We start from the raw sequence: 24,495 nt of genomic DNA, 5'->3' as shown, positions 1-24,495 counted from the left end.
TCCCCTTCCCGTTTTTATGATGGTCTTTGCGATCGTGAAGTTCAGCCTACGGTTTCGCGCGCCTCCCTCCCCCTTGCGGGGGCAGGGGCGGTGCCGGAGCGGTCGCGCCATACTCGGCTCCACCCGCTCCGAGGGAGGGCGAAGCGAGGGCATCGGCGTCCTTGCCCGGCAGGCTCCAGGCCCACAGGGCGGCCGACGGCAGCGGCAGCATGAGGAAGCCGTGCTCCAGGGTGGCGAGCGCCATCAGGGTGGTGACGATGGTGAAGCCGACGAGCTCGTGGGCGTCGATCCCCTCCCCCAGGGCGGCCCCGGCCAGCCACGCGGTGCCGAGGCCGGCGAGGGCGACGGAGACGGGGAAAAGCGGGTTCATCGCCCGGTTGCGCAGGAAGCCGGCGAGGTAGGCGAGATGCGCCGGGAGGAACTCGGCGTTGAGGTTGCGCACGCCGAGGAACATGTTGAGGCGGGCCGAGAGGTTCATCCCGGCGAGGATGAGGTAGGTCCACAGGGCGAAGCGGTTGGGGCCGCCCCAGGTCAGCCATAGGATCGCCAGGCCGCCGGCGACGATGGCCGCCTCGTGCCACAGGCTGGTGGCGAGCGCCGCCCGGAAGCGGGCGAAGCCCCGGGCGCCCGGCGGACACGCCTGCGTGCGCGGTCCGGAGACGAAGCCCATGTAGTAGCTCATCTCCTGCCAGCCCCAGACCAGGAGCGCGCCGGTGAAGGCGGTGTAGGCCCCCGCCTCGCTGGTATCCGCGGCACTGGCGCCGATGGCCCACAGGGCCCCGGCGAGCACCAGGGTGCCGCCCGCCATGCTGTACGCGTGGGTGCTGCGCGGGCGGTGATCGAGCAGGATGATGAGCCCGGTGGAGAACCACCAGATCACCACCGCGTAGAGAGCCGGGATCGCGTGGGCGGCCATCGTCCTACCAGACCGGCTCGAGGCGGATTTCGGCGGGCATCGGGTTGTCGAGGGTCGGCAGCGCGTAGAGCCGGGCGAAGTTCACGGCCGAGGCCGCGATCCAGGCGCCGTGCTTGAGGCGGCCCATCAGTCCGCCCTGCGCCTTGGCGTCGGCGATGCCGTTGGAGCAGGCGAGCAGCCGGTCGAGGGCCCGCTTGAACTTCGGGTTCTCGAGGTCGAGGGTGAGGGGGAAGGTCTGCTTCGAGATCTCCGAGGTGATGCGGAAGACCTTGAAGTCGTAGTCGGTCGGATCGACCCCGAGCGCCTTGTGGAAGGCCGGCCGGCAATGGTCGCGGACATACATGGTCGCGAACACGGCGAGCAGGAAGAACTTGATCCAGTAGCGGTTCACGCCCGTGGTGAGCTTCGGGTTGGCGCGCATGAGCAGGGCGAAGGCCTCGCCGTGGCGGAACTCGTCGTTGCACCACTTCTCGAACCACTTGAAGATCGGGTGGAAGCGCCGCTCCGGGTTGCGCTCCAGCTCGCGGAAGATGGTGATGTAGCGGGCGTAGCCGATCTTCTCGGAGAGGTAGGTCGCGTAGAAGATGAACTTCGGGCGAAAGAAGGTGTACTTCTTCGACTTCGTCAGGAAGCCCAAGTCCACGCCGATGCCGAAGTCCTTCAGCACGTCGTTGATGAACCCGGCGTGGCGCGCCTCGTCGCGGCTCATGAAGCCGAACAATTCGCGGATGTCCGGGTTCTTGGCGCGCTTCCGCATCTCGGCGTAGAGCACGCAGCCCGAAAACTCGGCGGTGATGGACGACACGAGGAAGTCCATGAACTCCTTGCGCAGCTCCGGATCGAGGCCGGACATGTCGGCGTCGAAATCGGCGTTGCGGGTGAAGTGGCGCTTGTTCGGGTCGTCGCGCAGCTCGGCGATGAGCTTGTCCCAGTCCCCGCGCACGGGCTCGACGTCGGTGCGGTCGAGTTCCTCGAAGTCCGTCGTGTAGAAGCGCGGCGACAGGAAGGTGGTCTCGTGCGCGGCCTTGGTGCCCTCGTTCATGGGCAACTTGGGCTTCACGGTCTGATGCTGGATCGAGACGGTCACAGGCGCCTCCTCTCGGAAAAGCTGACTTCGTAGAGTTCGGTGAGCTCGAGGTGGCCGGCGAGCTTGGTCCAGAGCCGCTCCAGGCGCCCGGCCCGGATCACCGTGGCGGTGCGGCGCACGGTCAGCCGTTCGCCGTAGGGGACGCTCACGGGGGAATCGTGGACCAGGACCTCGTCGCCGGGCTCGATGTCGAAATCGGCGTCGAGGGTGACGTGGGCGTGGAGGCTCTCGGGCGTCTGCTCGATCTCCACGGTGCAGGGCACCTCGACGGTGTGGCGGCCGTTCAGCCAGGCGATCATCGGACAGCCTCCAGATCTGGCATCAGGCGGGCGAACGCGGAGAAATTGGACGGCCCGAAGGCGCCGAGATTGACCGCGCGACCGGTGAGTTCGTCGTCGAGCTGCAGGCTGCCGTCGTCGAAATGGGTGAGGCGGAACGGTGCCTCCCGGCCGAGCCCGGCGCGCAGGCGGGCCTGGCCGAAGCCCCGCAGGGTGGCGCGCATGAAGTTGTCCTGGCCCGGCTCCACGGTGGCGACGAGGGTGCCGTGCGCGGCGTCGCGCAGGAGGATCGCGCCGTCCGGCCGGTCCTCGGCGGTGAGGCGCAGGGTGCGGACGGGATGGGCCGGGGGCATCCGCGTGAGGCCGACGCCTTCGTGCCGGGCGAGGCCGACGATGCCGAGCGCAAAGACGATGAGGAGGCCGGCGCCGACGGGAAACCAGGTCTCCTTCCCGAAGGGGGCGTTCAGCGTGCGTCCGCTCATGGGACCCTCCTTCAGCTGGCGGTGGCGAGACGCGGGCCCCGCGCGCGGGGCCGGATCACCGGGCTCGCCGCCTCTTCATCGACCTCGCGGGCCGCCGAGAGGGCGCGGGCGAGGATCGCCGCGACGGACGCCGCGTCGGGGACCGAGCGCATCATCGGCTCGGGGGCCGTCACGTGCCAGGGCCGGGCATGGGGCCAGAGGTGGAGATAGGCGATCCGATTTCCGGGCTTCACCGCGAGGGCGAGGTCGCCGCTGCCGTCGGCGAAATGCCGGCAGCCGGCCCCGTCCACGAGGCCGAAGGGCAGGTTGAGGGTCATCGGCAGGGCGATGCCGACCCGCATCACCACGCGGCGGTTGGTGATGGTGTAGGTGGTCGAGCGCGCCGAGAGCCAGCCGAGGAGGCAGAGCAGGCCGATGGCGCCGGCGCCGATGGCGAGGGTCGGCCCGGCGGCGAGGGCGGCCTCGACGAGGCGCCCTTCGGCCGCGAGGGGCGCGGCCGCCCAGAGGGCCAATCCGGAAAACCACAGGCCGACGAGGCGGACGTGAAGGGCGCGGAGCGCGATGGCGAGGCCGGCCGGGCGGCCCTGCCAGAGGATGTGCTCGCCGGCGGGCAGGGGTGCCGGCAGGCCGGGCGGTGCGTCGAACCGGTTGGCGGGGACGCCGTGGGTCGTGCGGGCTCGGGTCACAAGAACGCCTCCTGGCGGGCGGGGGTGGCGTAGAGGGTGCCGGCCCCGAAAAAGGCCATGATCCGCTCCTCCTCGTAGAGGGTCACGGAATCCGGGTCCTTGTGGGCGGGGATGTCGGCGAACTGGTGGGCCAGCAGGGCCTCGGTCTTCACGGTCCGCGAGAAGCGGCCGGTGCGGCAGAAGGTGTTGGGCATGAGCACCCGCCGGCCGCCGGCGCCGAGCTCGACCTCGTAGTAGCGCACCATGGATTCACCCCGATCGACCCAGAGGTCGGAGACGGTGCCGGCCACCTGGCGGTCCGCGCCGAACACGGTCATGCCGATGGGGTTGGGGCCGTCCTCGTGGACGACGAAGTGCTCGGCCACCCGCAGGGGCACGATGCGCTTGTCGCCGTCCCAGGTGCGGTCGTGGGAATCGTCGCGGTCGGCGAACGAGCCGGGGCCGATCTGGTCGTGCAGCCCGTCGGTGTCGGGCTCCAGGGGGGCGCCCGGCCAGACCTCGTGCTTGTGGCCGCGGTAGTTCCAGGTGTTGGGGCCCTCGTGCGGCGGCGCGGTCTTCACCTCGCCGTTGGAGAGGTGGAAGAACTTCGGCGTCGGGATCAGGATCGGATCGGGGGTGGCGCGCCGGCCCGGCAGCCCTTCGGCCTCCAGGGGATAGCCCTCGCGGCGGTCCTCGCGGCGCAGGTAGAAGATCAGGCCCGCGAAGAAGATCCAGAACGCGTAGAGCACCACCTGCGCGACATCGACGTAGCCCGTGATTTCACCTCTCGACATGGCGTGTCTCCCGGTTCTCAGACGGATGGATTGGGCAGCGTGTGGATCGGCGCGGCGCGGCGCCGGCCGGCGGGGTCGCGCACCAGGGGGCCGATGGCGATGAGGGTCGCGAACAGCAGGGCGATCTCGAGGTGGTAGACCATGAGATAGCCGGTGGAGGGCTGGTTCATCCCCTCCCCCAGGGCGCCGGAGGTGGCCAGATACGAGCCGAGGTCGCGCAGGATGCCGCTCGCCGCGATGGCGACACCGGCCGCACTCGCCTGCACCGCGCCCCAGGCGCCGAGCGCGAGGCCCGTCTCCTCCGGGCCGGCCTTGGCCATGGAGGCCGTGAGGGTGCCGTGGGCGAACAGGCCGCCGCCGAGGCCGATGAGGGTGACGCCCAGCGCGAAGAGCGGGATGGAATCGAGCGGCGCGGCGAAGATCACCGCCGAGAAGGCGAGGATGCCGGTGCCGGTGCCGGCCGCCGCCACCCGGAAGGCGTCGCCGCCCCGGCCGAGCCAGCGCGCGGCCAGGAGCAGGCCGAGTCCGCCGCCGGCCGCCAGCATGGCGGTGAGCGCCGTGGTGGCCGCCACGGGCAGGTGCAGGATCTGCCCGCCATAGGGCTCGAGTAGGATGTCCTGCATGGAGAAGGCGGCGGTGCCGAGGCCCGTGGCGACGAGGCGCCGGCGGGCGAGGCCGCTGTTCGCGTAAGCGGCCCAGGATTGGGAGAAGGTCTGGCGCGGGGCGTGCCGGTCGGTGCGCGACGGATCGCGCGCCTCCTGCTTCCACAGGGCGATGCCGTTGAGCACGATGGTGACCACGGCCGCGCCCTGGATCACCTTGATGAGGCGGAGCGCCGAGAAGTCGGCGAGCAGGAGGCCGAACACCACGGCGCTGACCAGCATGCCGGCGAGCAGCATCACGCAGAGCAGCGCCACCACCTTCGGACGGACATGGGCGGGCGCGAGGTCGGTGGCCAGCGCCAGGCCCACGGTCTGGGTGGTGTGGAGGCCGGCGCCGACGAGGACGAAGGCCAGGGCCGCCGCGACGTGGCCCGGCCAGGTCGGCCCGGTGGTGTCGCCCGACAGGATGAGGAGGGCGAAGGGCATGATGGCGAGCCCGCCGAACTGCAGCAGGGTGCCGAACCAGATGTAGGGCACCCGGCGCCAGCCCAGGACCGAGCGATGGGTGTCGGAGCGGAAGCCGACCAGGGCCCGGAACGGGGCGAAGACCAGGGGCAGGGACAGCATCACGGCGACGATCCAGGCCGGCACTTCGAGCTCGACGATCATCACCCGGTTCAGCGTACCGATGAGCAGCACGGCGGCCATGCCGACGGTGACCTGGAACAGGGCGAGACGCAGGAGGCGCCCCAGGGGCAGCTCGGCGGTGGCGGCATCCGCGAAGGGCAGGATGCCGGGCCCGAGCCGCATGAGGCCCCGGGCCATGGTGTCGCCGAGGCGGATCATGGCGCCCCCCGCCCCGACGCCGTGCGGGTCAGCTCGAAGGCCTGGGACAGGTAGAAGCCGCTGTTGACCCGGTGCGTGCGGGCGAGCGCAAATCCGGACAGGACCGGTTCGGCGGCCACGCGGCGGCGCAGGGTCGCGTCCGCCACCGGCACGATGGCCGGGGCCCGGTCGGCCCGGGGGAAGGCGCGGCCGGTCCAGTGCATGAGGGTGAGGAGGGGCGTGCGCGGCGCCACGGTGAACACCAGGGAGCGGTCGGTGCGCAGGGAGAGTTCGGCGAGAGCCCGGACGATGTCGGGGGTGGCGTAGTGGATCAGGGAATCCATCGCCACGACGTGGTCGAAGCGGCCGAGCCAGGGGTCGAGCATATCGCCGACGCGAAAGTCGATGCGGGCGGCTTCGGGACGTTCGGCGAGGCGCTCGCGGGCGAGGCCGACGAGGGTCGGCGAGACGTCGATGGCGACCACCTCGGCGCCGCGCCGCGCCGCCTCGATGCTGAGCGCCCCGGTGCCGCAGCCGGCGTCGAGGACGCGCCGGCCGGTGAGGTCGGCGGGCAGCCACGACAGGAGGTTGTCCCGCATGGCGTCACGCCCGGCCCGCACGGTGGCGCGGATCTTCGAGACCGGCGCGTCGGAGGTGAGGCGCGCCCAGGCCTCCACCGCCGTGCGGTCGAAGTAGGTGGTGAGCTGCGAGCGGCGAGTCGCGTAGCTGGTCATGGCGCGCCCTCCCCTCAATCGAAGCCGAGGAACTCGAACAGGTCGCGGTCCTTCATCGGGAGCGCGGCGAGCGGTTTGCCGCCGGCCCAGAGGTGGGCGGCCAGCCGCATGTACTCGTCGGTGACGGCGACGAGTTCCGGCGTCGGCTCCATCTCGAACAGGGTCGACTTCTTGAGGCGCGAGCGGCGCACCACGTCGAGGTCGGGGAAGTGGGCGATGCGCTCCAGGCCGACGGCGGCGTTGAAGCGGTCGATCTCGTCGGTCTTGGCCGAGCGGTTGGCGATGACGCCGCCCAGCCGCACGTTGTAGTTCTTCGATTTCGCGTGGATCGCCGCGACGATGCGGTTCATGGCGAAGATCGAGTCGAAGTCGTTGGCGGTGACGATGAGCGCCTGGTCGGCGTGCTGGAGCGGCGAGGCGAAGCCGCCGCAGACCACGTCGCCGAGCACGTCGAAGATGACGACGTCGGTGTCCTCAAGGAGGTGATGCTCTTTCAGGAGCTTGACCGTCTGCCCGACGACGTAGCCGCCGCAACCCGTGCCGGCCGGCGGGCCGCCGGCCTCGACGCACATGACGCCGTTGTAGCCTTCCGCCACGAAGTCCTCGATGCGCAGCTCCTCGGAATGGAACTGCACCGCCTCCAGGGCATCGATCACCGTGGGGGCCAACCGCTTCGTCAGCGTGAAGGTCGAGTCGTGCTTCGGGTCGCAGCCGATCTGCAGGACGCGCTTGCCGAGCTTCGAGAACGCCACCGAGAGGTTCGACGAGGTGGTGGACTTGCCGATGCCGCCCTTGCCGTAGACGGCGAACACCTTGGCGGTGCCGATCTTCAGGGTCGGGTCGAGTTCGACCTGAACGCTCCCCTCAGGTTGCCGCGACGCGACCGGATTCCGGATGGCGATGTTCATGCTGCGACCCCTGCGGTGATGCCTTCGAGACGGTCTTCGAGCTCGTCGCCGGCCTCGCGGAGGGCGTCGAGCATGGCGGCGTCGGGCTGCCAGAAGCCGCGTTCGTGTGCCTCGATCAGACGGTTGGCGACCTTGGCCGAAGCGGTCGGGTTGAGGGCCGCCATGCGTTCGCGCATGGCCGGATCGAGGACGAAGGTGGCGGTGATCTCGCGGTAGACCCACGGATCGACCTGCGCCGTGGTGGCCGACCAGCCCATGGTGTTGGTGACGTGGGTCTCGATCTGGCGCACGCCCTCGTAGCCGTGGGCGAGCATGCCCTCGTACCATTTCGGGTTGAGGATGCGGGTGCGGGTCTCGATGGCGACCTGTTCGGTGAGGGAGCGGACGCAGCCCTCGCCCCGCGTCTGGTCGCCGATATAGACCGGGGCCTCGACCCCGCCCTTGGCCCGCTTCACCGCCCGGCTGATGCCGCCGAGGGTATCGAAGTAATGGTCCACGGTGGTGACGCCGAGTTCCACGGAATCGAGGTTCTGGTAGGCGAGGTCGACGTCGGCGAGGACGCTCTTCAGGAGGGCGGAATGCTGCACCGGGCGCCCGTCGCGGCCGTAGGCGAAGCCCTTGCGGCGCGAATAGGTCTCGGCGAGTTCGTCTTCCGCGTCCCAGCGGCCGTTCTCGACGAGGTGGTTGACGTTGGAGCCGTAGGCGCCCTCGGCGTTGCCGAAGACCCGGAGCGCTGCCGTCTCGAAGTCGCCGCCGTGGACGCGCTGGTATTCGAGGGCGTGGAGGCGGACGAAGTTCTGCTCCACCGGTTCGTCCGCCGAGGCCGCGAGCAGGCAAGCCTCGGCGATGAGCTTGATCTGCAGGGGCAGCAGATCGCGGAAGATGCCCGACAGGGTCACCACCACGTCGATGCGCGGGCGCCCGAGGTCTTCCAGCGGAATAAGTTCGGCACCGGCGAGCCGGCCGTAGCCGTCGAAGCGGGGTTTGGTGCCCAGCAGCGCCAGGACCTGGGCGATGGGGCCGCCCTCGTTCTTGAGGTTGTCCGTGCCCCACAGCACGATGGCGATGGAGCGCGGCAGGGGCAGGCCGTCGGCCCGATGGCGATCGAGCAGGCGCTGGGCCTGGGCGGCGCCGTCCTGGACCGCGAAGGCGCTGGGGATGCGGAAGGGATCGAAGCCGTGGAGGTTGCGCCCCGTGGGCAGGATCGCCGGATTGCGCAGGAGGTCACCGCCGGGGGCGGGCCGGATGAAGCGGGCATCGAGCGCCCGCAGGAGGGCGGGGATCTCGTGGTCCTGCCCGAGCAGCGCGTCCGTGGCCCCGAGTTCGCGCAGGATCGCGAGGTCGGCGGCCCTCGGCACCGGACCGCCGGCCTTGAGGGCGGCCTCCGGGCTCGCACCCGCCACCAGGGCGGCGACGCTGTCGCGCGCCAGGCGGATTCCGTGAGCGGAATCCGCCATGGCGATGAGCATATCGACGCGTGCTTCGGTCGAGAGCGGCGCGCCGACCACGTGGAGCCCGTGCGGGATCAGGGTGTATTCGAGTTCCAGCACCGCGCGGCCGATGCGGGCGATCTCGGCTCCAGCGTCGCCCCAGGCCGGCGCGGCCGGGGAGAGCTCGACCATGGCGGCCTGGGCCTGGATCAGGGTGGCGAGGTCGGCGCGCTCGGCTTCCGCCTCCGGCTCCAGGCCGCGCCAGCGCTCGATGGAGCCCTTGAGGTCGACGAGCCCGCGATAGAGACCCGCATGGGCGATGGGCGGGGTGAGGTAGCTGACGAGGGTCGCGGCCGAGCGGCGCTTGGCGAGCGCGCCCTCGGAGGGGTTGTTGGCGGCGTAGAGGTAGATGTTGGGCACGTCGCCGATGAGGCGGTCGGGCCAGTCCGCGGCCGAGAGGCCGGTCTGGCGGCCGGGCATGAACTCGAGCGCCCCGTGGGTGCCGAAATGGATCAGGGCGTGGGCTTTGAAGTCCTCCCGCAGCCAGCGGTAGAAGGCGCAGAAGGCGTGGGTCGGCGCGAACCCCTTCTCGAACAGGAGCCGCATCGGGTCGCCCTCGTAGCCGAAGGCGGGCTGGATGCCGACGAAGACGTTGCCGAACTGGGCCCCGAGCACGAAGATCGACGCGCCGTCCGATTGCTGGCGGCCCGGGGCCGGGCCCCACTGCGCCTCGATCTCGGCGAGGTGGCGCTCGCGCCGCACGTGGGTGTCGGTGGGGATGCGGGTGTGGACGTTGGCGGTGGCCCCGAACCGGGCGGCGTTGCCGGTGACCACGGCCTCGCGCAGGGCCGCGACGCTGTCCGGCACCGTGACGTCGTAGCCCGCCGCCTTCATGGCCGCGAGGGTGTGGTGGAGGGATTCGAACACCGACAGGTAGGCGGCGGTGCCGGTGTTGCCGGCGTTGGGCGGAAAGTTGAACAGGACGAGGCCGACCTTGCGCTCGGCCCGCTCCGAGCGGCGCAGGCGCACGAGCCGCTCGACGCGGGCGGCGAGCATCCCGGCGCGCTCAACGCAGGCATGCATGTCGCGGTCGTCCGCGCCCGCCGGGAAGACGCAGGCGACGTGGCAACCCCGGCAGGGCGCGCCCGATTTGTCGGACCGGCCGCCGAACACCATCGGGCCGGTGGCGCCGTCGAGTTCGGGGATCGCCACCATGATGGTGGATTCCACCGGCAGCAGGCCGCGGTCGGAGGCGCCCCACTGCTCCAGGGTCTGCAGTTCGGCCGGATGGGCGGCGATGTAGGGCACGTCGAGGCGGGCCAGGATGTCCTGGGCGGCGGCCGCGTCGTTGTAGGCCGGGCCGCCGACGAGGGAGAAGCCGGTGAGCGAGACCAGGGCGTCGATGGCCGGCACGCCGTCCTTGAGGAAGTAGCGCTCGATGGCCGGGCGCGCGTCGAGGCCGCTGGCGAAGGCGGGGATCACCGTGAGGCCGCGCGCTTCGAGGGCGGCGATGACGCCGTCGTAATGGGCGGCGTTGTCCGCCAGCATGTAGGAGCGCAGGCCGAGCACGCCGACGGTTCCGCGGTTGCCGGTTCCGCGATTGCCATGGCCGGGCAGCGCACGGGCGTCCTCGCCCATCCGGCCGGGCAGGCGGGGGTGGTACACGCCGACCTCCGGGTACTCGACGGGCGGGTTGGCCTTGAGCTGCCCGCGATAGACCCGGCGCGGGCCTTCGGCGTAGCGGTCCACCAGGGCGCGGATCATGTTGAGGACGTTCTCGTCCGAGCCCGCGAGCCAGTATTGCAGGGTGAGGAAGTAGGCCCGCACGTCCTGGGCGGTGCCGGGGATGAAGCGCAGGATCTTCGGCAGGCGCTTGAGCATCTTCATCTGCTCGGCACCGGTGCTGGCGGCGCGCGTCTTCGGCGAGCCCCGCAGGCGCTTGAGGAGCGCCATCGGCCCGCTCTGGCTGCCGTCCATGCTGAAGGCGCCGATGCGGGTGAGCCGGGTGGCCGGCGTCGCGCTCATCATGCAGACGAGGGCGTCGCAATCGGCGCGGCGGGCGGCGAGATCGGCCAGGACCGGCTGGAAATGGTCCTCCATGAACAGCATCGCGCAGAGCAGGATGTCGGCGTCCGCGATGTCGGCCCGGCAGCGCGCGAGTTTTTCGGCGCTGGTGCTGAACTCGGTCGCCGCGTGCAGGACGATGGAGAGGCCCGGAACCGCGCGGCGGAGGACGCGGCCCGCGCGCTCGACGGAGCTGGCGAGATGCGTGTCCATCGTCACGATGACGACGCGCACGGGGATGGGCTCAGCGGCCGAAATGCGCTTTTGCATCGTACAGCGTCTCGACGGTGATGCGGGACAGGGCACGCTCGCGGGCGAACCGCTCGGTGTTGGCGCGGGCCTTGCCACGCACGAAGAACGGGATCTTCTTCAGTTCCTTCTCGGCCGAGGCCTCCCAGGCGGCCGGTGCGTCGTCGGGGGGCGGTGCGGTCAGGGGAATCTCGATGGCGGGAGCGGCCGGCTCCGCCGCCGCCGGCACGGAGGGGGCCGTCCCGTGCCGGGTCAGGTGCGAGGGGGCAGCGCCGTCGTGGAACTCGGCATCCTCGCGGAACATGCCGAGGAGGTGCTCCTCCAGCCCCATCATCAGGGGGTGGACGAGGGTGTCGAACAGGACGTTGGCGCCCTCGAACCCCATCTGCGGCGAGTGCCGGGCCGGGAAATCCTGCACGTGCATCGGGGCCGAGATCACCGCGCAGGGAAGCCCCAAGCGCTTGGCGACGTGGCGCTCCATCTGGGTGCCCAGAACCAGTTCGGCCTGTGCGGCCTGGATCGCCGCCTCGACGTCGAGGTAGTCGTCGGTGATCGTCGCCTCGATGCCGTGGAGGGCGGCTTCCGCCCGCACCTCCCGGGCGAATTCGCGGGTGTAGGTGCCGAGCCCCACGACCTTGAAGCCGAGTTCCGTCGCCGCGACCCGCGCGATGGCCAGCGCATGGGTGGCATCGCCGAAGATGAAGACGCGCTTGCCCGTGAGGTAGGTCGAATCGACGGAGCGCGAGTACCACGGCAACCGGGAGGGCGCGCCGGCGAGCACGGGGGCCGGATCGACGCCGGCGAGCGCCGCCACCTCCTCGACGAAGCGGGTCGTGGCGCCGACCCCGATGGGCACGGTCTCGACCATGGGCTGGCCGAAGGTCTTCTGCAGGTGCTGGGCCGCCGCGCGGGCGATCTCGGGATAGAGCACCACGTTGAAGTCGGCCGCACCCAGCCGCCCGAGATCGGCGGGGCTCGCCCCCCAGGGCGCGACGACGTTCACGTCGACGCCCAGCGCCGCCATCAGCTTCTCGATCTCGACGAGGTCGTCGCGGTGGCGAAAGCCCAGGGCCGTCGGGCCGAGGATGTTGCAGCGCGGGCGCCGGCCCTCGCGGGGAGCGGGCTCGGCCCTGGGGCCGGCCAGCGCCCGCACCAGCCGATAGAAGGTCTCCGAGGCGCCCCAGTTCTCCTTTTTCTGGTAGGCCGGCAGTTCGAGGGGAATCACCGGGATCGGCAGGTCGAGGGCGCGGGCGAGGCCGCCCGGATCGTCCTGGATCAGTTCGGCCGTGCACGAGGCCCCGACGATCATCGCCTCGGGCCGGAACCGGGCATAGGCCTCCGACACGGCGTTCTGGAAGATCGCGGCGGTGTCGGCGCCGAGATCGCGCGCCTGGAAGGTGGTGTAGGTCACCGGCGGGCGGGCGTCGCGCCGCTCGATCATGGTGAACAGGAGGTCGGCGTAGGTGTCGCCCTGGGGCGCATGCAGCACGTAGTGCAGGCCGCGCATGGCGGTGGCGACCCGCATGGCGCCGATATGGGGCGGTCCCTCGTAGGTCCAGAGCGTCAGCTGCATGGCCCTAGACCTCCAGCCGGGTGCGACGGACGAGCGGGCGGGCGAACAGCTCGGCGAGATCGCCGGCCTGGTCGTAGCCCTGGATCGGTGTGAACAGCAGTTCGATGGACCACTTGGTGGCGAGCCCCTCCGCCTCGAGCGGGTTGGCGAGGCCGAGGCCGCACACGGTGAGGTCGGGGCGCGCCGCGCGGCAGCGATCCATCTGCGCGTCGAGGCTCTGGCCCTCCACCACTTGCGTGCCCGCCGGCAGCAGGGCGAGTTCGGGGGCCATGTGGCCGCGATGGAGGTAGGGCGTGCCGACTTCGATGAGGTCGGCGCCCATCTCGCGGGACAGGAAGCGGGCGAGCGGCAGTTCGAGCTGGGAATCGGGGAAGAAGAACACCCGGCGCCCCCCCAGCAGCGCCCGGTAGGGGGCGAGCGCCTGCTCGGCCCGGCGCAGGCCGGGGGCGGTGACCTCGGCAAAAAGCCGGGGATCGACGCCGAACGCGTCGGCGACCGCCCGCAGCCACGCGGTGGTGCCCTCGGCACCCAGCGGAAACGGCGCGGGGATCCGGGTCGCGCCGCGCGCTTCGAGCGCCCGCGCCGTGTCGGCGAGGAAGGGCTGGGCCAGGAGGATGCGGGTGTTCGGCCCGATGGCCGGCATCGCGCCGGCCCGCCGCGCCGGCAGGAAGGCGACGTGCTCCAGGCCCATCTGCGCGAACAACCGCGAAAACTGGTCCTCGACCACGTCGGCCAGGGCGCCGACCACGAGGAGGGACGGTGCGGCCTCGGCGGCTGCGCGCGGCAGCTCGGGCACGAGGGCGGCGAGGCATGCATCCTCGCCCTGCGTGAACGTCGTCTCGATGCCGCTGCCGGAATAGCTCAGCACCCGCACGTCCGGACTGAGGCTCCGCGACAGGCGCTGGGCGGCGCGCGGCAGATCGAGCTTGATCACCTCAGAGGGGCACGAGCCGACGAGGAACAGCAGCCGGATGTCGGGCCGGCGCTCGATGAGGCGGCGGGTGACCCGGTCGAGCTCCTCGTTCATGTCGGCGAGGCCGGCGAGATCGCGCTCGTCGATGATGGCGGTGGCAAAGCGCGGCTCGGCGAAGATCATGACGCCCGCGGCCGACTGGATGAGATGGGCGCAGGTCCGCGAGCCGACCACGAGGAAGAACGCGTCCTGGATCTTGCGGTGCAGCCAGACGATGCCGGTGAGCCCGCAGAACACCGCCCGCTGTCCGCGCTCCTGGCGGATGGTGACGCCGCAGGCGGCATCCGTGGCGGGAAGCGAAACGTGGGCGTTCATCGCGCGCCCTCCGTGCCGAGGTGCAGGGCGGGAGCGGCCTCGAGGCGCGCGGCCCTGAGCTTGAGCAGGAACTGCGTCGCGTTGATCGCGTAGGAGGCGTAGGCGGCGAGCGCCAGGAGCATCAGGCCGGTCGTGTCGAGCCCGCCCGTGGCGAGCGCCACGAGATAGGCGCTGTGCAGGGCCAGCACGAGCATGCTGACCATGTCTTCCCAGTAGAAGGCCGGGGCGAACAGGTAACGCCCGAAGACCACCTTCTCCCAGATCGAGCCGGTGACCATGATCGCGTAGAGCAGCCCGGTCTTGGCGACGATGGAGGCGTTGGCCATCCAGGCACCCTCCCCCGTCGCGAGGGTGCGCAGGACGAGGATGAGGCTCGCCAGGAACACGAGGAATTGAAGCGGGGCCAGAATGCCCTGAACCAGGGTCCAGACGGTGGCGTCGCGGCGCGCCCGCTGGTGCGCGTCGTAGAGAGGCTGTCTGTGCCGGCCCTCTCCTTGGCTCATCGCCCACGCCCCTTTTCCACCCCGTCCGACCCCTCGCCGGAGGTCCGTTGAAGGGAGGTTAGGAAGGCCTCGGACGAGTGTCAAGTTAGCTTTACGTCAATCGTCACTTACGATCTGAATGCAGAATAGTTACAGGTTCGGGATTGTCAAAATGGTTCCAAAGCGTATCGTCGCGGCTCGTCCAGACGTGGCCATGGCTGCCGCGCCGGGTGTGAAGGCGCTCTGGAACGATGTGTTCGAAGACGTGGAAGCTCGACGCCCAAGATCGTAGCGAAGCAAAAGTGCCATCAGCAACATTGGGAGGCACCAATGGATGAGATGAGGCAGTCCGTAGAAGGCTTCGCTTACGAAGGTTCGGGCGGCGACGTGTCGGACCGTTGCCGATCCGGTTTCGAGGCCAGGCTCGGCCTCGTCGCGCGCGGTGCGCACTGGGGGCACGATCTCGCCCGCCTCGTCGAGGCCGAGATCATTCCCCGGTTGATGATCGTCCACCGGCCGGAATCGCGTTCCGTTTCAGGAACTATACTGCCCACTTCCGAGCAGATCGAGACCTTCACCGGTCTCATGCTCGCGCCCGCCGGGGATGCGGTGGAGGCCCGCATCGCCGCGCTGATCGACGAGGGTCTCACACCCGAAAGCCTGCTCCTCGACCTTCTCGCGCCCACCGCGCGCCACCTCGGCGTCCTCTGGGAAGAGGATCTGTGCGATTTCACCGAGGTGACCGTGGCCATGGGCCGGCTGCAGCGGATCATGCACGAAGTCACCCGGCGCTTCGGTGGCGAGACCCCGCAGCACCGGCACGGGCGCAGCATCCTGCTGCTGCCGTGTCCCGGCGAAATGCACAGCTTCGGCCTCGCCGTGGTCGAGCAGTTCTTTCGCGATGCCGGATGGGACGTCACCAGCACCGTGCGCGACCCCGGGGGCGACCCCCTCGCGCGGGTCCGGACCACGTGGTTCGACGTCATCGGCCTGTCCCTCGCCTGCGAGGCGCTTCTGCCGAATCTCGTGGATGCCGTGGCCGGCCTGCGACGCCATTCGCAGAATCGCGGAGTTCGTGTCATGGTCGGGGGGCCGGTCTTCACGGCCGATCCGGATTCTTGCAAATGCGTCGGTGCGGATGCAACCGCAGGTGACGCCCGCCACGCGATCAGCATTGCCGAAAGCTTGCTTGATCTTCCGGCCAGACCCTGCTGAAAGACCTGCCCGACCACATCACGACGTGGTGAACCTTGAACAGCCTGGCGCTTCCTGCCGCGAGCCACGCGTTCGCGGCGCTTCATAAGACCTTCGGTCCGCTCGATGCGCAGGCAGCCGGGCTTCTCGTCGCCGCCGCGACGGACCTGTCCCTCGTCATCGACGGAGAGGGGATGATCCGCGACGCGGCCTTCAGCGGCACGGATCTCGCCGGCGAGGGGTGCGAGACCTGGCTCGGGCAACGCTGGGCCGACACCGTCACGGTTGAGAGCCGTCCGAAGATCGCCGCCCTCCTGAAGGACGCCGAACCCGGTTCGGTGACCCGCTGGCGCCAGGTCAACCACATGTCGGCCACGGGGATCGACCTGCCCGTGCGCTACGCCGCCATGCGCCTGAAGAGCGGCGGTCCGGTCATCGTCATCGGCCGGAACCTGCGGGCGATGGCCTCGCTCCAGCGGACTTTGGCCGAGACCCAGCAGGCCCTCGAACGCGACTACCTGCGCATGCGCGGGGCCGAGACGCGCTATCGCCTGCTGTTCCAGCTCGGCGCCGAGCCGGTTCTGGTGGTCGATGCCTCGACCCGCCGGGTCACCGAGGTCAATCCCGCTGCGGCGCGCCTGCTGGGCAAGGCCGACAAGCGCATCGTCGGCCACGACGCCGTCGATCTGTTCGAGGCGGGCAGCGTCCGCGATCTCGAATCCCTGTTCGCGGGCCTGCGGGTCACGGGCCAGGCGAGCGACCTCAATGCCCGCCTCGGCAACGGACGCGGTCCCGTGCGGGTCTCGGCCTCCCTGTTTCGCCAGGAGAGCGCCACGAGCGTGCTCCTGCGGCTGGCATCCGACCCGGAGCGCGTGGCCGAGCCCGGCCCGAGCCGCACCAGCGCCGGCACCCTCGACGTCATCCACAACCTTCCCGAGGGGTTCGTGATCACCGATCCGGCCCGGCGCATCCTGGCCGCCAACCCGGCCTTCCTCGATCTGGCGCAACTCGCCACGGAGGAGCAGGTGCGGGGCGAGCCCCTCGACCGCTGGCTCGGCCGCGAGGAGACCGAAGCCGCCACCCTGTTCGCCACCTTGGCTCAGCACGGCTCGGTCCGCCACTACGCCACGAGCTTTCGCGGCGAGTACGGTGCCGTGGAGGAGGTCGAGGTCGCCGCCGTCGCGGTCCCGGGCGGGGCGCAGCCCTGCCTCGGCTTCACCATCCGCAGCGCCCCCCGCCGGACCGCTCCGGCGGCGCCCGGCGGCCGCGACCTGCCCCGCTCCGTCGAACAGATGACGGAGCTCGTCGGGCGGGTGTCCATGAAGAACCTCGTGCGGGAATCCACCGATCTCATCGAGCGCCTGTGCATCGAGGCGGCCCTGCGCATCACCCGCGACAACCGCGCGTCGGCCGCCGAGATGCTCGGCCTCAGCCGCCAGGGCCTCTATGCCAAGTTGCGCCGCTACGGGATCGGCGATCTCGACGCGCCGGAGCCGGCCGAAGAGGGGTGAACGTCCCGTCCGCCGGACATTGTGATGCTCAATATGTAAATCAAACTTGACACGGATTGCCGTCAATCACTAGCGTTCCCGGGCGGTGGCGGCTTCGGCCGGCCCGCCGATGGCGCCAGGGAGGCCGGTGAATGGCACCGTTCGCGTTCGGTTGGTGGCAGATCGTCCGCCTCGGCCTCGTCCAGACGGCACTCGGCGCCGTCATCGTCCTGATGACCTCGACCATCAACCGCGTGATGGTGGTGGAACTGGCCCTCCCGGCCATCGTCCCCGGCGGTCTCGTCGCCCTGCACTACGCCGTCCAGATCCTGCGGCCGCGCTGGGGCTACGGCTCGGACGTCCACGGACGGCGCACCCCTTGGATCGTCGGCGGCATGGCCGCCTTGGCGCTCGGCGGCTTCGGCGCCGCCGTCGCCACGGCTTTGGCCGAGACCCATCAGGCCGCCGGCCTCGCCCTCGCAATCCTGTCCTTCCTCACCGTTGGCATGGGGGCGGGGGCGGCCGGCACCTCGCTCCTCGTGCTCCTCGCCACGGGGGTCGAGGATCGCCGCCGGGGGGCCGCCGCCACCGTCGTCTGGGTGATGATGATCGCGGGGTTCGCCATCACGGCGCCGCTCGCCGGCCACTTCCTCGATCCGTTTTCCGGCGCGCGACTCGTCGCCGTCTCCGGCACGGTCTCGGCCGTCGCCTTCCTCGTCGCGGCCCTGGCCGTGCGCGGCGTCGAGTCCGTCCGCCCTGTAGACGACACCCGCGACGCCGTGGCGAAGACGCCGTTCCGGGCCGTGCTCGCCCGGGTCTGGGCCGAGCCGACCTCGCGGCGCTTCACGGTGTTCATCTTCGTCGCCATGCTCGCCTACAGCGCGCAGGAACTCATCCTCGAGCCCTTCGCCGGCCTGGTCTTCGCGATGACGCCGGGGGGGACGACGAAGCTCGCCGGCCTCCAGCACGGTGGCGTGCTGGCCGGGATGCTGCTGGTGGCAGGGCTCACCATGGGGATCGGCGGGCCCGTCCTCGGCTCCCTCAAGGTGTGGACCGCCCTCGGCTGCGTCGGCTCGGCCGTGGCCCTCCTCGCCATCGCGGGCGGCGGCCTCGTCGGGCCGGACTTCCCGTTGCGCGCGGCGGTGTTCGCCCTGGGACTGGCCAACGGCGTCTTCGCGGTGGCCGCCATCGGCTCGATGATGGGGCTCGCCGGGGCCGGTGGCGAGGCCGAGCGAGGCACCCGCATGGGCGTGTGGGGGGCGGCCCAGGGCGTCGCCTTCGGCGCCGGCGGCTTCCTAGGGACCCTGGCGGTGGATGCCGCCCGCCTCGTCCTGCCGCCGGTCCAGGCCTATGCCGGCGTGTTCGCGGCCGAGGCCGTGCTGTTCCTCTTCGCCACCGTCCTCGCCCTGCGCATCGCCCAACCCCAACCTCAAGTCCAGCAAGACCCGGCGCCGCGCCGCGCGCCCCGCTCCGACCTCGCCCCCTTCGCGACGCGCCTGTCCACGAGGTGACGCCCATGTCCGCACCGACCCTCACGTCTCCACCCAACCCCCATCCGCCCGAGCCGGAAACCTTCGACTGCGTGGTGGTGGGCGGGGGCCCTGCTGGCGCCACGGCCGCCACGGACCTCGCCCGGGCGGGGCGGCGGGTGCTGCTCCTCGACAAGCCGGGCCGGATCAAGCCCTGCGGCGGCGCGATCCCGCCGCGCCTCATCCGCGACTTCGCCATCCCCGACGACCTCCTCGTCGCCAAGGTCCGCTCGGCCCGGATGATCTCGCCGAAGGACCAGCGGGTCGACATGCCCATCGGCGACGGCTTCGTCGGCATGGTCGATCGCGAGCATTTCGACCCGTGGCTGCGCAACCGCGCCGTCCTGGCCGGGGCGGATCTCCGCGCGGCGACCTTCGACCGGATCGAGCGCGACGCCGAGGGGCTCGCCACGGTGCATTACCGGCAGGCGGGCACGCCCCGCCGGGTTCGGGCCCGCCTCGTCATCGGCGCCGACGGAGCGAGTTCCACCGTGGGCCGGGCCGAAATCCCCGGCCACGCCGCGATGAAGCAGGTGTTCGCCTATCACGAGATCGTGCGCCTGCCGCCCGAGGGCGGTGACGTCGCGGCGACGCGCTGCGACGTCTACTACCAAGGCAGGCGCTCGCCGGATTTCTATGCCTGGGTCTTCCCCCACGGCGACACGGTCAGCATCGGCACGGGCAGCGCCCGCAAGGGATTCTCCCTGCGCGGCGCCATCCGGGATCTGCGCGCCGAGACCGGCCTCGATGCCGGGCAGACCGTGCGCCGCGAAGGCGCGCCCCTGCCCCTCAAGCCCCTGCGCAAGTGGGACAACGGCCGCGATGTCCTGCTGACGGGGGATGCCGCCGGCCTCGTCGCCCCGGCCTCCGGCGAGGGTATCTACTACGCGATGCTGGGCGGGCGGCTCGCGGCGGAAGCCGCCGAGCGCTTCCTCGTCACCGGCAAGGCCTCGGCGCTGGCGCTGGCACGCAAGCGGTTCATGCGCCTGCACGGGCGCGTCTTCCTCATCCTGCGCATCATGCAGGGGGTCTGGTACCGCAACGACGCTTTGCGCGAGCGCTTCGTCTCCATCTGCCGCGACAAGGACGTCCAGCAGCTCACCTGGGATTCCTACATGAACAAGGAGCTGGTCCGCGCCAAGCCCGTCGCCCACGTGCGGATCTTCTTCAAGGACCTCGCGCACCTGTTCCGGTGGGTCTCGCCCTGATGCAGCCCGAAACCTGGGACTGGATGCCGATCGCCGTCGCGGCGGGCGTGGCCATCGTCGTGGCGGTGGCCGGCGGCGTGCTCACCACCATCGGCCCCTGGTACCACGGCCTGCGCCGCCCGGCCTGGAAGCCGCCGGACTGGGCGTTCGGGCCGATCTGGACCACGATCTTCACCCTGGCGGCGATCTCGGCCGTCGTGGCGTGGAATGCCGATGCGAGCCAGGAGCGGCGCAGCGCGCTGCTCCTGGCCTACGCGGTCAATGCCGTCCTCAACATCGCCTGGAGCGCGATCTTCTTCCGGATGCGCCGGCCGGACTGGGCCCTGGCCGAAGTCGTGCTCCTCTGGCTGTCGATCCTCGCCCTCATCGTCGTGACCCTGCGGGTCTCCACTCTCGGGGCAGTGCTCCTGCTGCCCTATCTCGCCTGGGTCGGGATCGCCGCCGTGCTCAACCGGGCCATCGTGCGCCTCAACGGCCCGTTCGGGGCGGCCTAGGGCGATGACCTGGCTCTTCGCCTCCGGGCACGTCATCGATGCCATCCTGGTCCTCGTCGTCGGCGAGGCCCTCGCCCTCGTGCTCTGGCGCGGCAGGCGGGTGCAGCTTCGTCCGCTGCTGTTCAACCTCGCCTCGGGGGCGGCCCTGATGCTGGCCGTGCGCGCGGCGCTGACGGGGGCGGCGTGGTGGATGGTCGCGGCCTGCCTCCTCGCCTCGTTCCTGGCCCACGGCACGGAACTCGGCCTGCGCCTGCGGAGTGCCGCCGGGGCGTGCGACGCATGCGGCAAACCACCGACCCGGACCGGCGGAACAATGCCGGAAACCGTCGCGTTCCCGAGCCATGAGTTAATATAGTTCCAGTTTTCAGATCGCGCGGAGAACAGGTGTGATGCATCGCCTCGTCGCCCTCGGCCTCGGTCCCGGTTTCCTCCTGTGTTCCGCAGTCTTCCCCGCCGGCGCGCAGGACGCCAGGGCCGAGCTCGTCAAGCGCGGCGAGTATCTCGTCACCGCCGGCGACTGCGTTGCCTGCCACACCGCCCCCGGCGGCAAGCCGTTCGCCGGCAATTACGTGCTCGACACGCCCATCGGCAAGATCCGCACGCCCAACCTAACGCCCGACAAGGAAACGGGTCTGGGCGCCTGGAGCGCCGACGAGTTCTACCGTGCCTTCCACGACGGCATCACCAAGGACGGATCGTATCTCTACCCGGCCTTCCCGTTCGCCTGGTACACGAAGGTGACGCGCGAGGATTCCGACGCGATCTTCGCCTACCTGCAATCCCTCGAAGCCGTTCGCGAGGTGCGCAAGCCCTCCGAGATCCCGTTCCCGTTCAACATCCGCACCGCCCTCGTCACGTGGCGCACGGCGTTCTTCACGGCCGGGGAATTCAAGCCTGACCCCGAGGCGAGCGCCGAGGTGAACCGCGGCGGCTACCTCGTCGAGGGCCTGGGCCATTGCGGCATGTGCCACAACGCCAACAAGATCGTCGGCAACAGCGCCCTCGCCGGCAAGCTCGGCGGCGGCGTCATCGACGGGTGGTACGCCCCCAACATCACCCCCGACGATCACACCGGGATCGGAGCCTGGACCGACGAACAGGTGGTGACCTACCTCAAGACCGGGACCGCGCCCGGCGATCGCCCCGGCGTCGCCGCCGGCCCCATGCGCCAGACGATCCAGGAATCCCTCTCGAAGCTGACCGATGCCGACCTCAAGGCGATGGTCGCGTATCTGCGCACCCAGAAGGCCAAGGAGAGCTACAAGACCAAGGACCTCCAGGCCTTCAACACCGCCGGTGCACCGGGGGCCGGTACTTATCTCAGCTACTGCTCTTCCTGCCACAAGCCCGACGGCAAGGGCGTCGAGGGTGCGATCCCGGCCCTCGCCGGCAACACCTCGGTGCAGGCGCAAGGCCCGGAGACGGTGATCCGGGTGATCCTCGGCGGTCTCTCGGCTCAGAACGGCTACGCCCCGATGCCGGCCATCGGTGTCGGCATGACCGACGCGGAGGTGGCCGACGTCACGGACTACATCCGCAATGCCTGGGGCAACAGCGCCCCCGTCATCACGGAACGGGGTGTGGTGGCGACGGCGCGCGAGAAGACGAAGACCATGCTGGCCGGCAGCGCGCCGTGCGCCGAGATCGCCCAGCCCGAGATCGCCAAGGCCCTCGACGACGCGGGTGCGGCCGAGGCCCTCAAGGGGCTGACCCCTGCGGACTTCATCCCGCGCCTCGACGCGCTGCTGCCCCGGATCAAGGCGGCGGCCCCGGGGGCCAAGGACGACGACATCGTCAACGGTGTCACCACGGCCTTCTGCACCGCCGGCCGTGACGATCCCGCCTATGGGCAAATCGGCTGGCACGCTGTCATCGGAAGCTTTTCTAGCATTGCCTATAGCCAGATCAAGAACCCCGAGAAGCAGGCGTCCAGCCCAGGGACGCTTCCGGGTGGAACAATCAAACCGAATTAGCCCTTCGATTCGCGATCGACGCGGAGTTCCACAAGTAAATCCTTCCCGATCACGGAGGCGTGATCGGGGCGTTTTGGTGTGGTATCGATCCGTAAAGCTCTCGACGGTAACCTGCTTCTCAATGGTTCGACGCGGAGAAGTGCGCGTGACGGCGAGTGCGGAGAGCGCGACGCAGGTGGCGCGGCGCGAAGCGAGAAGCGAAACCAACTGGATCGCGACGATCCGGTTTCGCGACGGAACGGAATTGCCGTGCACCGTGAAGGATGTCTCGAAGTCTGGGGCGCGGATCGGTATTCCGGCGGATTGCGCGCTGCCGGACGTGTTCATGCTGCGGATCATCGGCCGGGATTTTCTCTGTCTCGTCCGCCTGGCCTGGCGCCGGGGTGCTTACGCCGGCGTCCGCATCGAGCGGGTCGGCAAGGTCCCGGCTCCGGCCGCGCCCGTGGAGGCCGCCGCCTCGACTCCCGCTTCGGCCGCTGCCGCGCCCCAGGACACGGCCGCGGCGGGCGGTCTCCGGCGCACCCGCGGAATCTCCGCCTTCTGACGGAGGTTTGCTTCTGACGAAGCCTTGTGACGAAGCCTTGGACCGGCTCCGATTGGATCGACCGGCAGCGGGATTGGAGCGTATCTCCCCGGCTGAGACCCTCTCCCCTCGATCAGAGCGGGGACGGGGTTCGGCCATGCGGCGCTTGAGCGGCGTCGAACTCAACCTGTTTCGAAGGGGTCGCGCGGCGTTCGGATGATCCCCCTTCCGCTCGATCGAAGCGGGCGTGGATCGGCCGGCCGCTGTGGCGTCTGCGGGTGACCGGTTTTCTCCATTTCCGCGAATCAATCGGAGGAACCGCGCGGGCGGGGCGAGGTCTCGCCACGCCCTACGATCGCGGCGCCGCGGGGATGGCGGGCCGGCGCCGGAGAACCCGCCAGATCAGGCCGACGAGGGCCATCAGCGCCGGACCGGCCAGGGACAGCGGCATCGCCCCGAGCGGCAGTCCCTCGGCTCCGTACCAGAGGCGCAGCAGCCCCGTCATGGCCAGGCCCCATCCGGACGCGACCCAGACGAGGACGAACACGGCGATCCGCTCGCGTGGCGTGGCACGGGCCAGGAGATCCGGGGCGAGCAACGCCAGTCCGACACCGAGGATCGGCAGATCGTAATCGTAGGCGTAGGGGCTCACCAGAAGGCTCGCCAGGGCGGTGAGGCCGACCACCTGGGGGATGGGCATCCGGCGGTGGATGGCGAAGGCCACGAGGCCGAGGGCGACGAGCGCCACGCCGACCTGCGCGGCCATCGCCACCGACGCCGGCGCCCCGAGGGTTCGCACGGCGGCATAGGCCGAGATCATCCGGAACAGCGGGTAGAGACCCTGTTCGAGGAAGACGCGCGCCTCGGCGACGCCGCCGAGGAACGCGCTCCAGATGGATGGGCCGAGGATCAGGGTGGCGAGGCCGGCCGAGGCGGCGGCGACGCAAGCGGCGGTGAGCGCCGTGCGCCAGTCGCGGGTCATCGCGGCGTGGAGCGCGAAGCCGACGGCGAGATGGGGCTTGATCGCCATGAGTCCGAGGGGCAGCCCGGCCCGCGGGTCGCGCCGTAGGAGGTAGAGGCAGGCCGTACCCACGAGGGCGCCGGTGAGGAAACCGTTCTGGCCGCACGCGATGGTGACGGCGAGGGCGGGAAACAGCAGTGCGAGGAGCGCGCCGAGATGCTGCGGCGCCAGCCGCCGCAGGACCACGATGTAGGCCGCGAGGGTCCCGCCGGTGAACAGCAGGTACCCGAGACCGCGCGGGAGGTGGGCGAAGGGCGCGACCACGAGGTTGAAGACCGGCGGGTAGGTCCAGGGCAGGAAGGCGTCGGGCGCTCCGAGGGTGCGCTGGGCCTCCAGCATCGTGACGAAGTGGTAGGCTTGGGCGATCTCACCGCGCCAGACCAGGCGGCCGGCGATGCGGAACGCATCGAAGTCGATGAGCGTCGTGATCCGCCCGGGGTCCTGCCCCGTCAGTTCGACGGTCTTCGCGATGAGCAGGACTGCAAGGAGCGCGAGGATCGCGGGCAGAAGCAGGGACGGCCGGGCCATGTCCGTGTCGGGCCGGGCGGTGGCCGCCAAGCCGTCCGCACGGGCCGCCAGGCCGCCCGCACGGGCAGGCTGCGGTCTCGGGATCATCGCATCCCGCTCCAGGGCCGTCCGCATGGTGTTCTCCCGGCCGGGTCCGGGTGACCCGCTCCCATCATCGT

At 70.6% G+C, this 24,495-nt stretch carries 22 protein-coding genes; 8 read left to right on the top strand and 14 right to left on the bottom strand.

What is annotated here, in order from left to right:
• Positions 1-46: 46 nt before the first annotated feature.
• Genes puhE through bchF form a run of 13 tightly spaced genes read right to left on the bottom strand, consistent with a single transcriptional unit; the run spans position 47 to position 14,398 of the window.
• Positions 47-916, bottom strand: a complete 870-nt coding sequence (gene puhE, locus MKK49_RS09940) for a putative photosynthetic complex assembly protein PuhE (protein ID WP_244028055.1) — start codon at positions 914-916, stop codon at positions 47-49.
• Between the two features lie 4 nt (positions 917-920).
• On the bottom strand, positions 921-1,958 hold the full coding sequence (acsF, locus tag MKK49_RS09935) for a magnesium-protoporphyrin IX monomethyl ester (oxidative) cyclase (RefSeq protein ID WP_244028116.1): 1,038 nt from the start codon (positions 1,956-1,958) through the stop codon (positions 921-923).
• 41 nt (positions 1,959-1,999) lie between these two features.
• Entirely contained in the window at positions 2,000-2,302 is a 303-nt protein-coding gene (locus MKK49_RS09930; RefSeq protein WP_244028053.1) for a hypothetical protein, read from the bottom strand.
• A complete protein-coding gene (gene puhC, locus MKK49_RS09925; protein ID WP_244028052.1) occupies positions 2,299-2,763 on the bottom strand; it encodes a photosynthetic complex assembly protein PuhC in 465 nt (154 codons plus the stop codon). The genes MKK49_RS09930 and puhC overlap by 4 nt, the downstream gene beginning before the upstream one ends.
• Before the next feature lie 11 nt (positions 2,764-2,774).
• Entirely contained in the window at positions 2,775-3,449 is a 675-nt protein-coding gene (puhB, locus tag MKK49_RS09920; protein WP_244028051.1) for a photosynthetic complex putative assembly protein PuhB, read from the bottom strand.
• A complete protein-coding gene (gene puhA, locus MKK49_RS09915) occupies positions 3,446-4,222 on the bottom strand; it encodes a photosynthetic reaction center subunit H (protein ID WP_244028050.1) in 777 nt (258 codons plus the stop codon). The genes puhB and puhA overlap by 4 nt, the downstream gene beginning before the upstream one ends.
• A gap of 17 nt (positions 4,223-4,239) precedes the next feature.
• Positions 4,240-5,670 (bottom strand): MFS transporter, encoded by a 1,431-nt coding sequence (locus tag MKK49_RS09910; RefSeq protein ID WP_244028049.1) that lies wholly within the window; start codon positions 5,668-5,670, stop codon positions 4,240-4,242.
• Positions 5,667-6,383, bottom strand: coding sequence for a magnesium protoporphyrin IX methyltransferase (bchM, locus tag MKK49_RS09905; RefSeq protein ID WP_244028048.1), 717 nt, complete (start codon positions 6,381-6,383; stop codon positions 5,667-5,669). Before bchM ends, MKK49_RS09910 begins: the two co-directional genes overlap by 4 nt.
• A gap of 14 nt (positions 6,384-6,397) precedes the next feature.
• On the bottom strand, positions 6,398-7,291 hold the full coding sequence (bchL, locus tag MKK49_RS09900; RefSeq protein WP_244028047.1) for a ferredoxin:protochlorophyllide reductase (ATP-dependent) iron-sulfur ATP-binding protein: 894 nt from the start codon (positions 7,289-7,291) through the stop codon (positions 6,398-6,400).
• A complete protein-coding gene (locus tag MKK49_RS09895) occupies positions 7,288-11,055 on the bottom strand; it encodes a magnesium chelatase subunit H (RefSeq protein ID WP_244028046.1) in 3,768 nt (1,255 codons plus the stop codon). The genes bchL and MKK49_RS09895 overlap by 4 nt, the downstream gene beginning before the upstream one ends.
• On the bottom strand, positions 11,030-12,607 hold the full coding sequence (gene bchB / locus MKK49_RS09890) for a ferredoxin:protochlorophyllide reductase (ATP-dependent) subunit B (protein ID WP_244028045.1): 1,578 nt from the start codon (positions 12,605-12,607) through the stop codon (positions 11,030-11,032). Before bchB ends, MKK49_RS09895 begins: the two co-directional genes overlap by 26 nt.
• A 4-nt stretch (positions 12,608-12,611) precedes the next feature.
• Positions 12,612-13,895 (bottom strand): ferredoxin:protochlorophyllide reductase (ATP-dependent) subunit N, encoded by a 1,284-nt coding sequence (locus MKK49_RS09885; protein ID WP_244028044.1) that lies wholly within the window; start codon positions 13,893-13,895, stop codon positions 12,612-12,614.
• A complete protein-coding gene (bchF, locus tag MKK49_RS09880) occupies positions 13,892-14,398 on the bottom strand; it encodes a 2-vinyl bacteriochlorophyllide hydratase (RefSeq protein WP_244028043.1) in 507 nt (168 codons plus the stop codon). The genes MKK49_RS09885 and bchF overlap by 4 nt, the downstream gene beginning before the upstream one ends.
• Positions 14,399-14,716: 318 nt before the next feature.
• Between bchF and MKK49_RS09875 the strand changes: the two genes are divergently transcribed.
• The 8 genes from MKK49_RS09875 to MKK49_RS09840 all read left to right on the top strand — a co-directional run bounded on the left by MKK49_RS09875 (position 14,717) and on the right by MKK49_RS09840 (position 22,809).
• Positions 14,717-15,592, top strand: a complete 876-nt coding sequence (locus MKK49_RS09875; RefSeq protein WP_244028042.1) for a B12-binding domain-containing protein — start codon at positions 14,717-14,719, stop codon at positions 15,590-15,592.
• Positions 15,593-15,627: 35 nt separating this feature from the next.
• Positions 15,628-17,082: a transcriptional regulator PpsR gene (gene ppsR, locus MKK49_RS09870; RefSeq protein ID WP_244028041.1), complete on the top strand. Its 1,455-nt coding sequence runs from the start codon at positions 15,628-15,630 to the stop codon at positions 17,080-17,082.
• Positions 17,083-17,213: 131 nt separating this feature from the next.
• On the top strand, positions 17,214-18,572 hold the full coding sequence (locus MKK49_RS09865) for a BCD family MFS transporter (RefSeq protein WP_244028039.1): 1,359 nt from the start codon (positions 17,214-17,216) through the stop codon (positions 18,570-18,572).
• A gap of 5 nt (positions 18,573-18,577) precedes the next feature.
• Positions 18,578-19,798, top strand: a complete 1,221-nt coding sequence (locus tag MKK49_RS09860) for a geranylgeranyl diphosphate reductase (protein WP_244028037.1) — start codon at positions 18,578-18,580, stop codon at positions 19,796-19,798.
• On the top strand, positions 19,798-20,292 hold the full coding sequence (locus tag MKK49_RS09855; protein ID WP_244028035.1) for a TspO/MBR family protein: 495 nt from the start codon (positions 19,798-19,800) through the stop codon (positions 20,290-20,292). Before MKK49_RS09860 ends, MKK49_RS09855 begins: the two co-directional genes overlap by 1 nt.
• 4 nt (positions 20,293-20,296) lie before the next feature.
• Positions 20,297-20,647, top strand: coding sequence for a hypothetical protein (locus MKK49_RS09850; protein WP_244028033.1), 351 nt, complete (start codon positions 20,297-20,299; stop codon positions 20,645-20,647).
• A 34-nt stretch (positions 20,648-20,681) separates the two neighbouring features.
• Positions 20,682-22,265: a c-type cytochrome gene (locus MKK49_RS09845; RefSeq protein ID WP_244028032.1), complete on the top strand. Its 1,584-nt coding sequence runs from the start codon at positions 20,682-20,684 to the stop codon at positions 22,263-22,265.
• 145 nt (positions 22,266-22,410) lie between these two features.
• Positions 22,411-22,809, top strand: coding sequence for a PilZ domain-containing protein (locus MKK49_RS09840; RefSeq protein WP_244028031.1), 399 nt, complete (start codon positions 22,411-22,413; stop codon positions 22,807-22,809).
• A 328-nt stretch (positions 22,810-23,137) separates the two neighbouring features.
• Here the strand turns inward: MKK49_RS09840 and MKK49_RS09835 are convergent, their stop codons facing one another.
• Positions 23,138-24,451 carry a glycosyltransferase family 87 protein gene (locus tag MKK49_RS09835; protein ID WP_244028030.1) on the bottom strand — a complete coding sequence of 438 codons (1,314 nt, stop codon included), beginning with the start codon at positions 24,449-24,451 and terminating at the stop codon, positions 23,138-23,140.
• Positions 24,452-24,495 lie beyond the last annotated feature (44 nt).

The sequence above is a fragment of the Methylobacterium sp. J-090 genome (assembly GCF_022829345.1).
Classification (GTDB): domain Bacteria; phylum Pseudomonadota; class Alphaproteobacteria; order Rhizobiales; family Beijerinckiaceae; genus Methylobacterium.
Note: the sequence above shows the minus strand (reverse complement) of the source record. Positions and strands in the feature narration are given on the sequence as shown.

What these genes read in the sequence shown, in the direction of transcription:
- MKK49_RS09835 (WP_244028030.1), bottom strand. Translation starts at nt 24,451, where the DNA reads ATGCGGACGGCCCTGGAGCGGGATGCGATGATCCCGAGACCGCAGCCT.
- MKK49_RS09850 (WP_244028033.1), top strand. Translation starts at nt 20,297, where the DNA reads ATGACCTGGCTCTTCGCCTCCGGGCACGTCATCGATGCCATCCTGGTC.
- bchM (WP_244028048.1), bottom strand. Translation starts at nt 6,383, where the DNA reads ATGACCAGCTACGCGACTCGCCGCTCGCAGCTCACCACCTACTTCGAC.
- MKK49_RS09845 (WP_244028032.1), top strand. Translation starts at nt 20,682, where the DNA reads ATGCATCGCCTCGTCGCCCTCGGCCTCGGTCCCGGTTTCCTCCTGTGT.
- puhE (WP_244028055.1), bottom strand. Translation starts at nt 916, where the DNA reads ATGGCCGCCCACGCGATCCCGGCTCTCTACGCGGTGGTGATCTGGTGG.
- MKK49_RS09885 (WP_244028044.1), bottom strand. Translation starts at nt 13,895, where the DNA reads ATGAACGCCCACGTTTCGCTTCCCGCCACGGATGCCGCCTGCGGCGTC.
- acsF (WP_244028116.1), bottom strand. Translation starts at nt 1,958, where the DNA reads ATGAACGAGGGCACCAAGGCCGCGCACGAGACCACCTTCCTGTCGCCG.
- MKK49_RS09860 (WP_244028037.1), top strand. Translation starts at nt 18,578, where the DNA reads ATGTCCGCACCGACCCTCACGTCTCCACCCAACCCCCATCCGCCCGAG.
- MKK49_RS09865 (WP_244028039.1), top strand. Translation starts at nt 17,214, where the DNA reads ATGGCACCGTTCGCGTTCGGTTGGTGGCAGATCGTCCGCCTCGGCCTC.
- MKK49_RS09910 (WP_244028049.1), bottom strand. Translation starts at nt 5,670, where the DNA reads ATGATCCGCCTCGGCGACACCATGGCCCGGGGCCTCATGCGGCTCGGG.
- MKK49_RS09930 (WP_244028053.1), bottom strand. Translation starts at nt 2,302, where the DNA reads ATGATCGCCTGGCTGAACGGCCGCCACACCGTCGAGGTGCCCTGCACC.
- puhC (WP_244028052.1), bottom strand. Translation starts at nt 2,763, where the DNA reads ATGAGCGGACGCACGCTGAACGCCCCCTTCGGGAAGGAGACCTGGTTT.
- bchL (WP_244028047.1), bottom strand. Translation starts at nt 7,291, where the DNA reads ATGAACATCGCCATCCGGAATCCGGTCGCGTCGCGGCAACCTGAGGGG.
- MKK49_RS09855 (WP_244028035.1), top strand. Translation starts at nt 19,798, where the DNA reads ATGCAGCCCGAAACCTGGGACTGGATGCCGATCGCCGTCGCGGCGGGC.
- MKK49_RS09895 (WP_244028046.1), bottom strand. Translation starts at nt 11,055, where the DNA reads ATGCAAAAGCGCATTTCGGCCGCTGAGCCCATCCCCGTGCGCGTCGTC.
- bchF (WP_244028043.1), bottom strand. Translation starts at nt 14,398, where the DNA reads ATGAGCCAAGGAGAGGGCCGGCACAGACAGCCTCTCTACGACGCGCAC.
- puhA (WP_244028050.1), bottom strand. Translation starts at nt 4,222, where the DNA reads ATGTCGAGAGGTGAAATCACGGGCTACGTCGATGTCGCGCAGGTGGTG.
- bchB (WP_244028045.1), bottom strand. Translation starts at nt 12,607, where the DNA reads ATGCAGCTGACGCTCTGGACCTACGAGGGACCGCCCCATATCGGCGCC.
- MKK49_RS09875 (WP_244028042.1), top strand. Translation starts at nt 14,717, where the DNA reads ATGAGGCAGTCCGTAGAAGGCTTCGCTTACGAAGGTTCGGGCGGCGAC.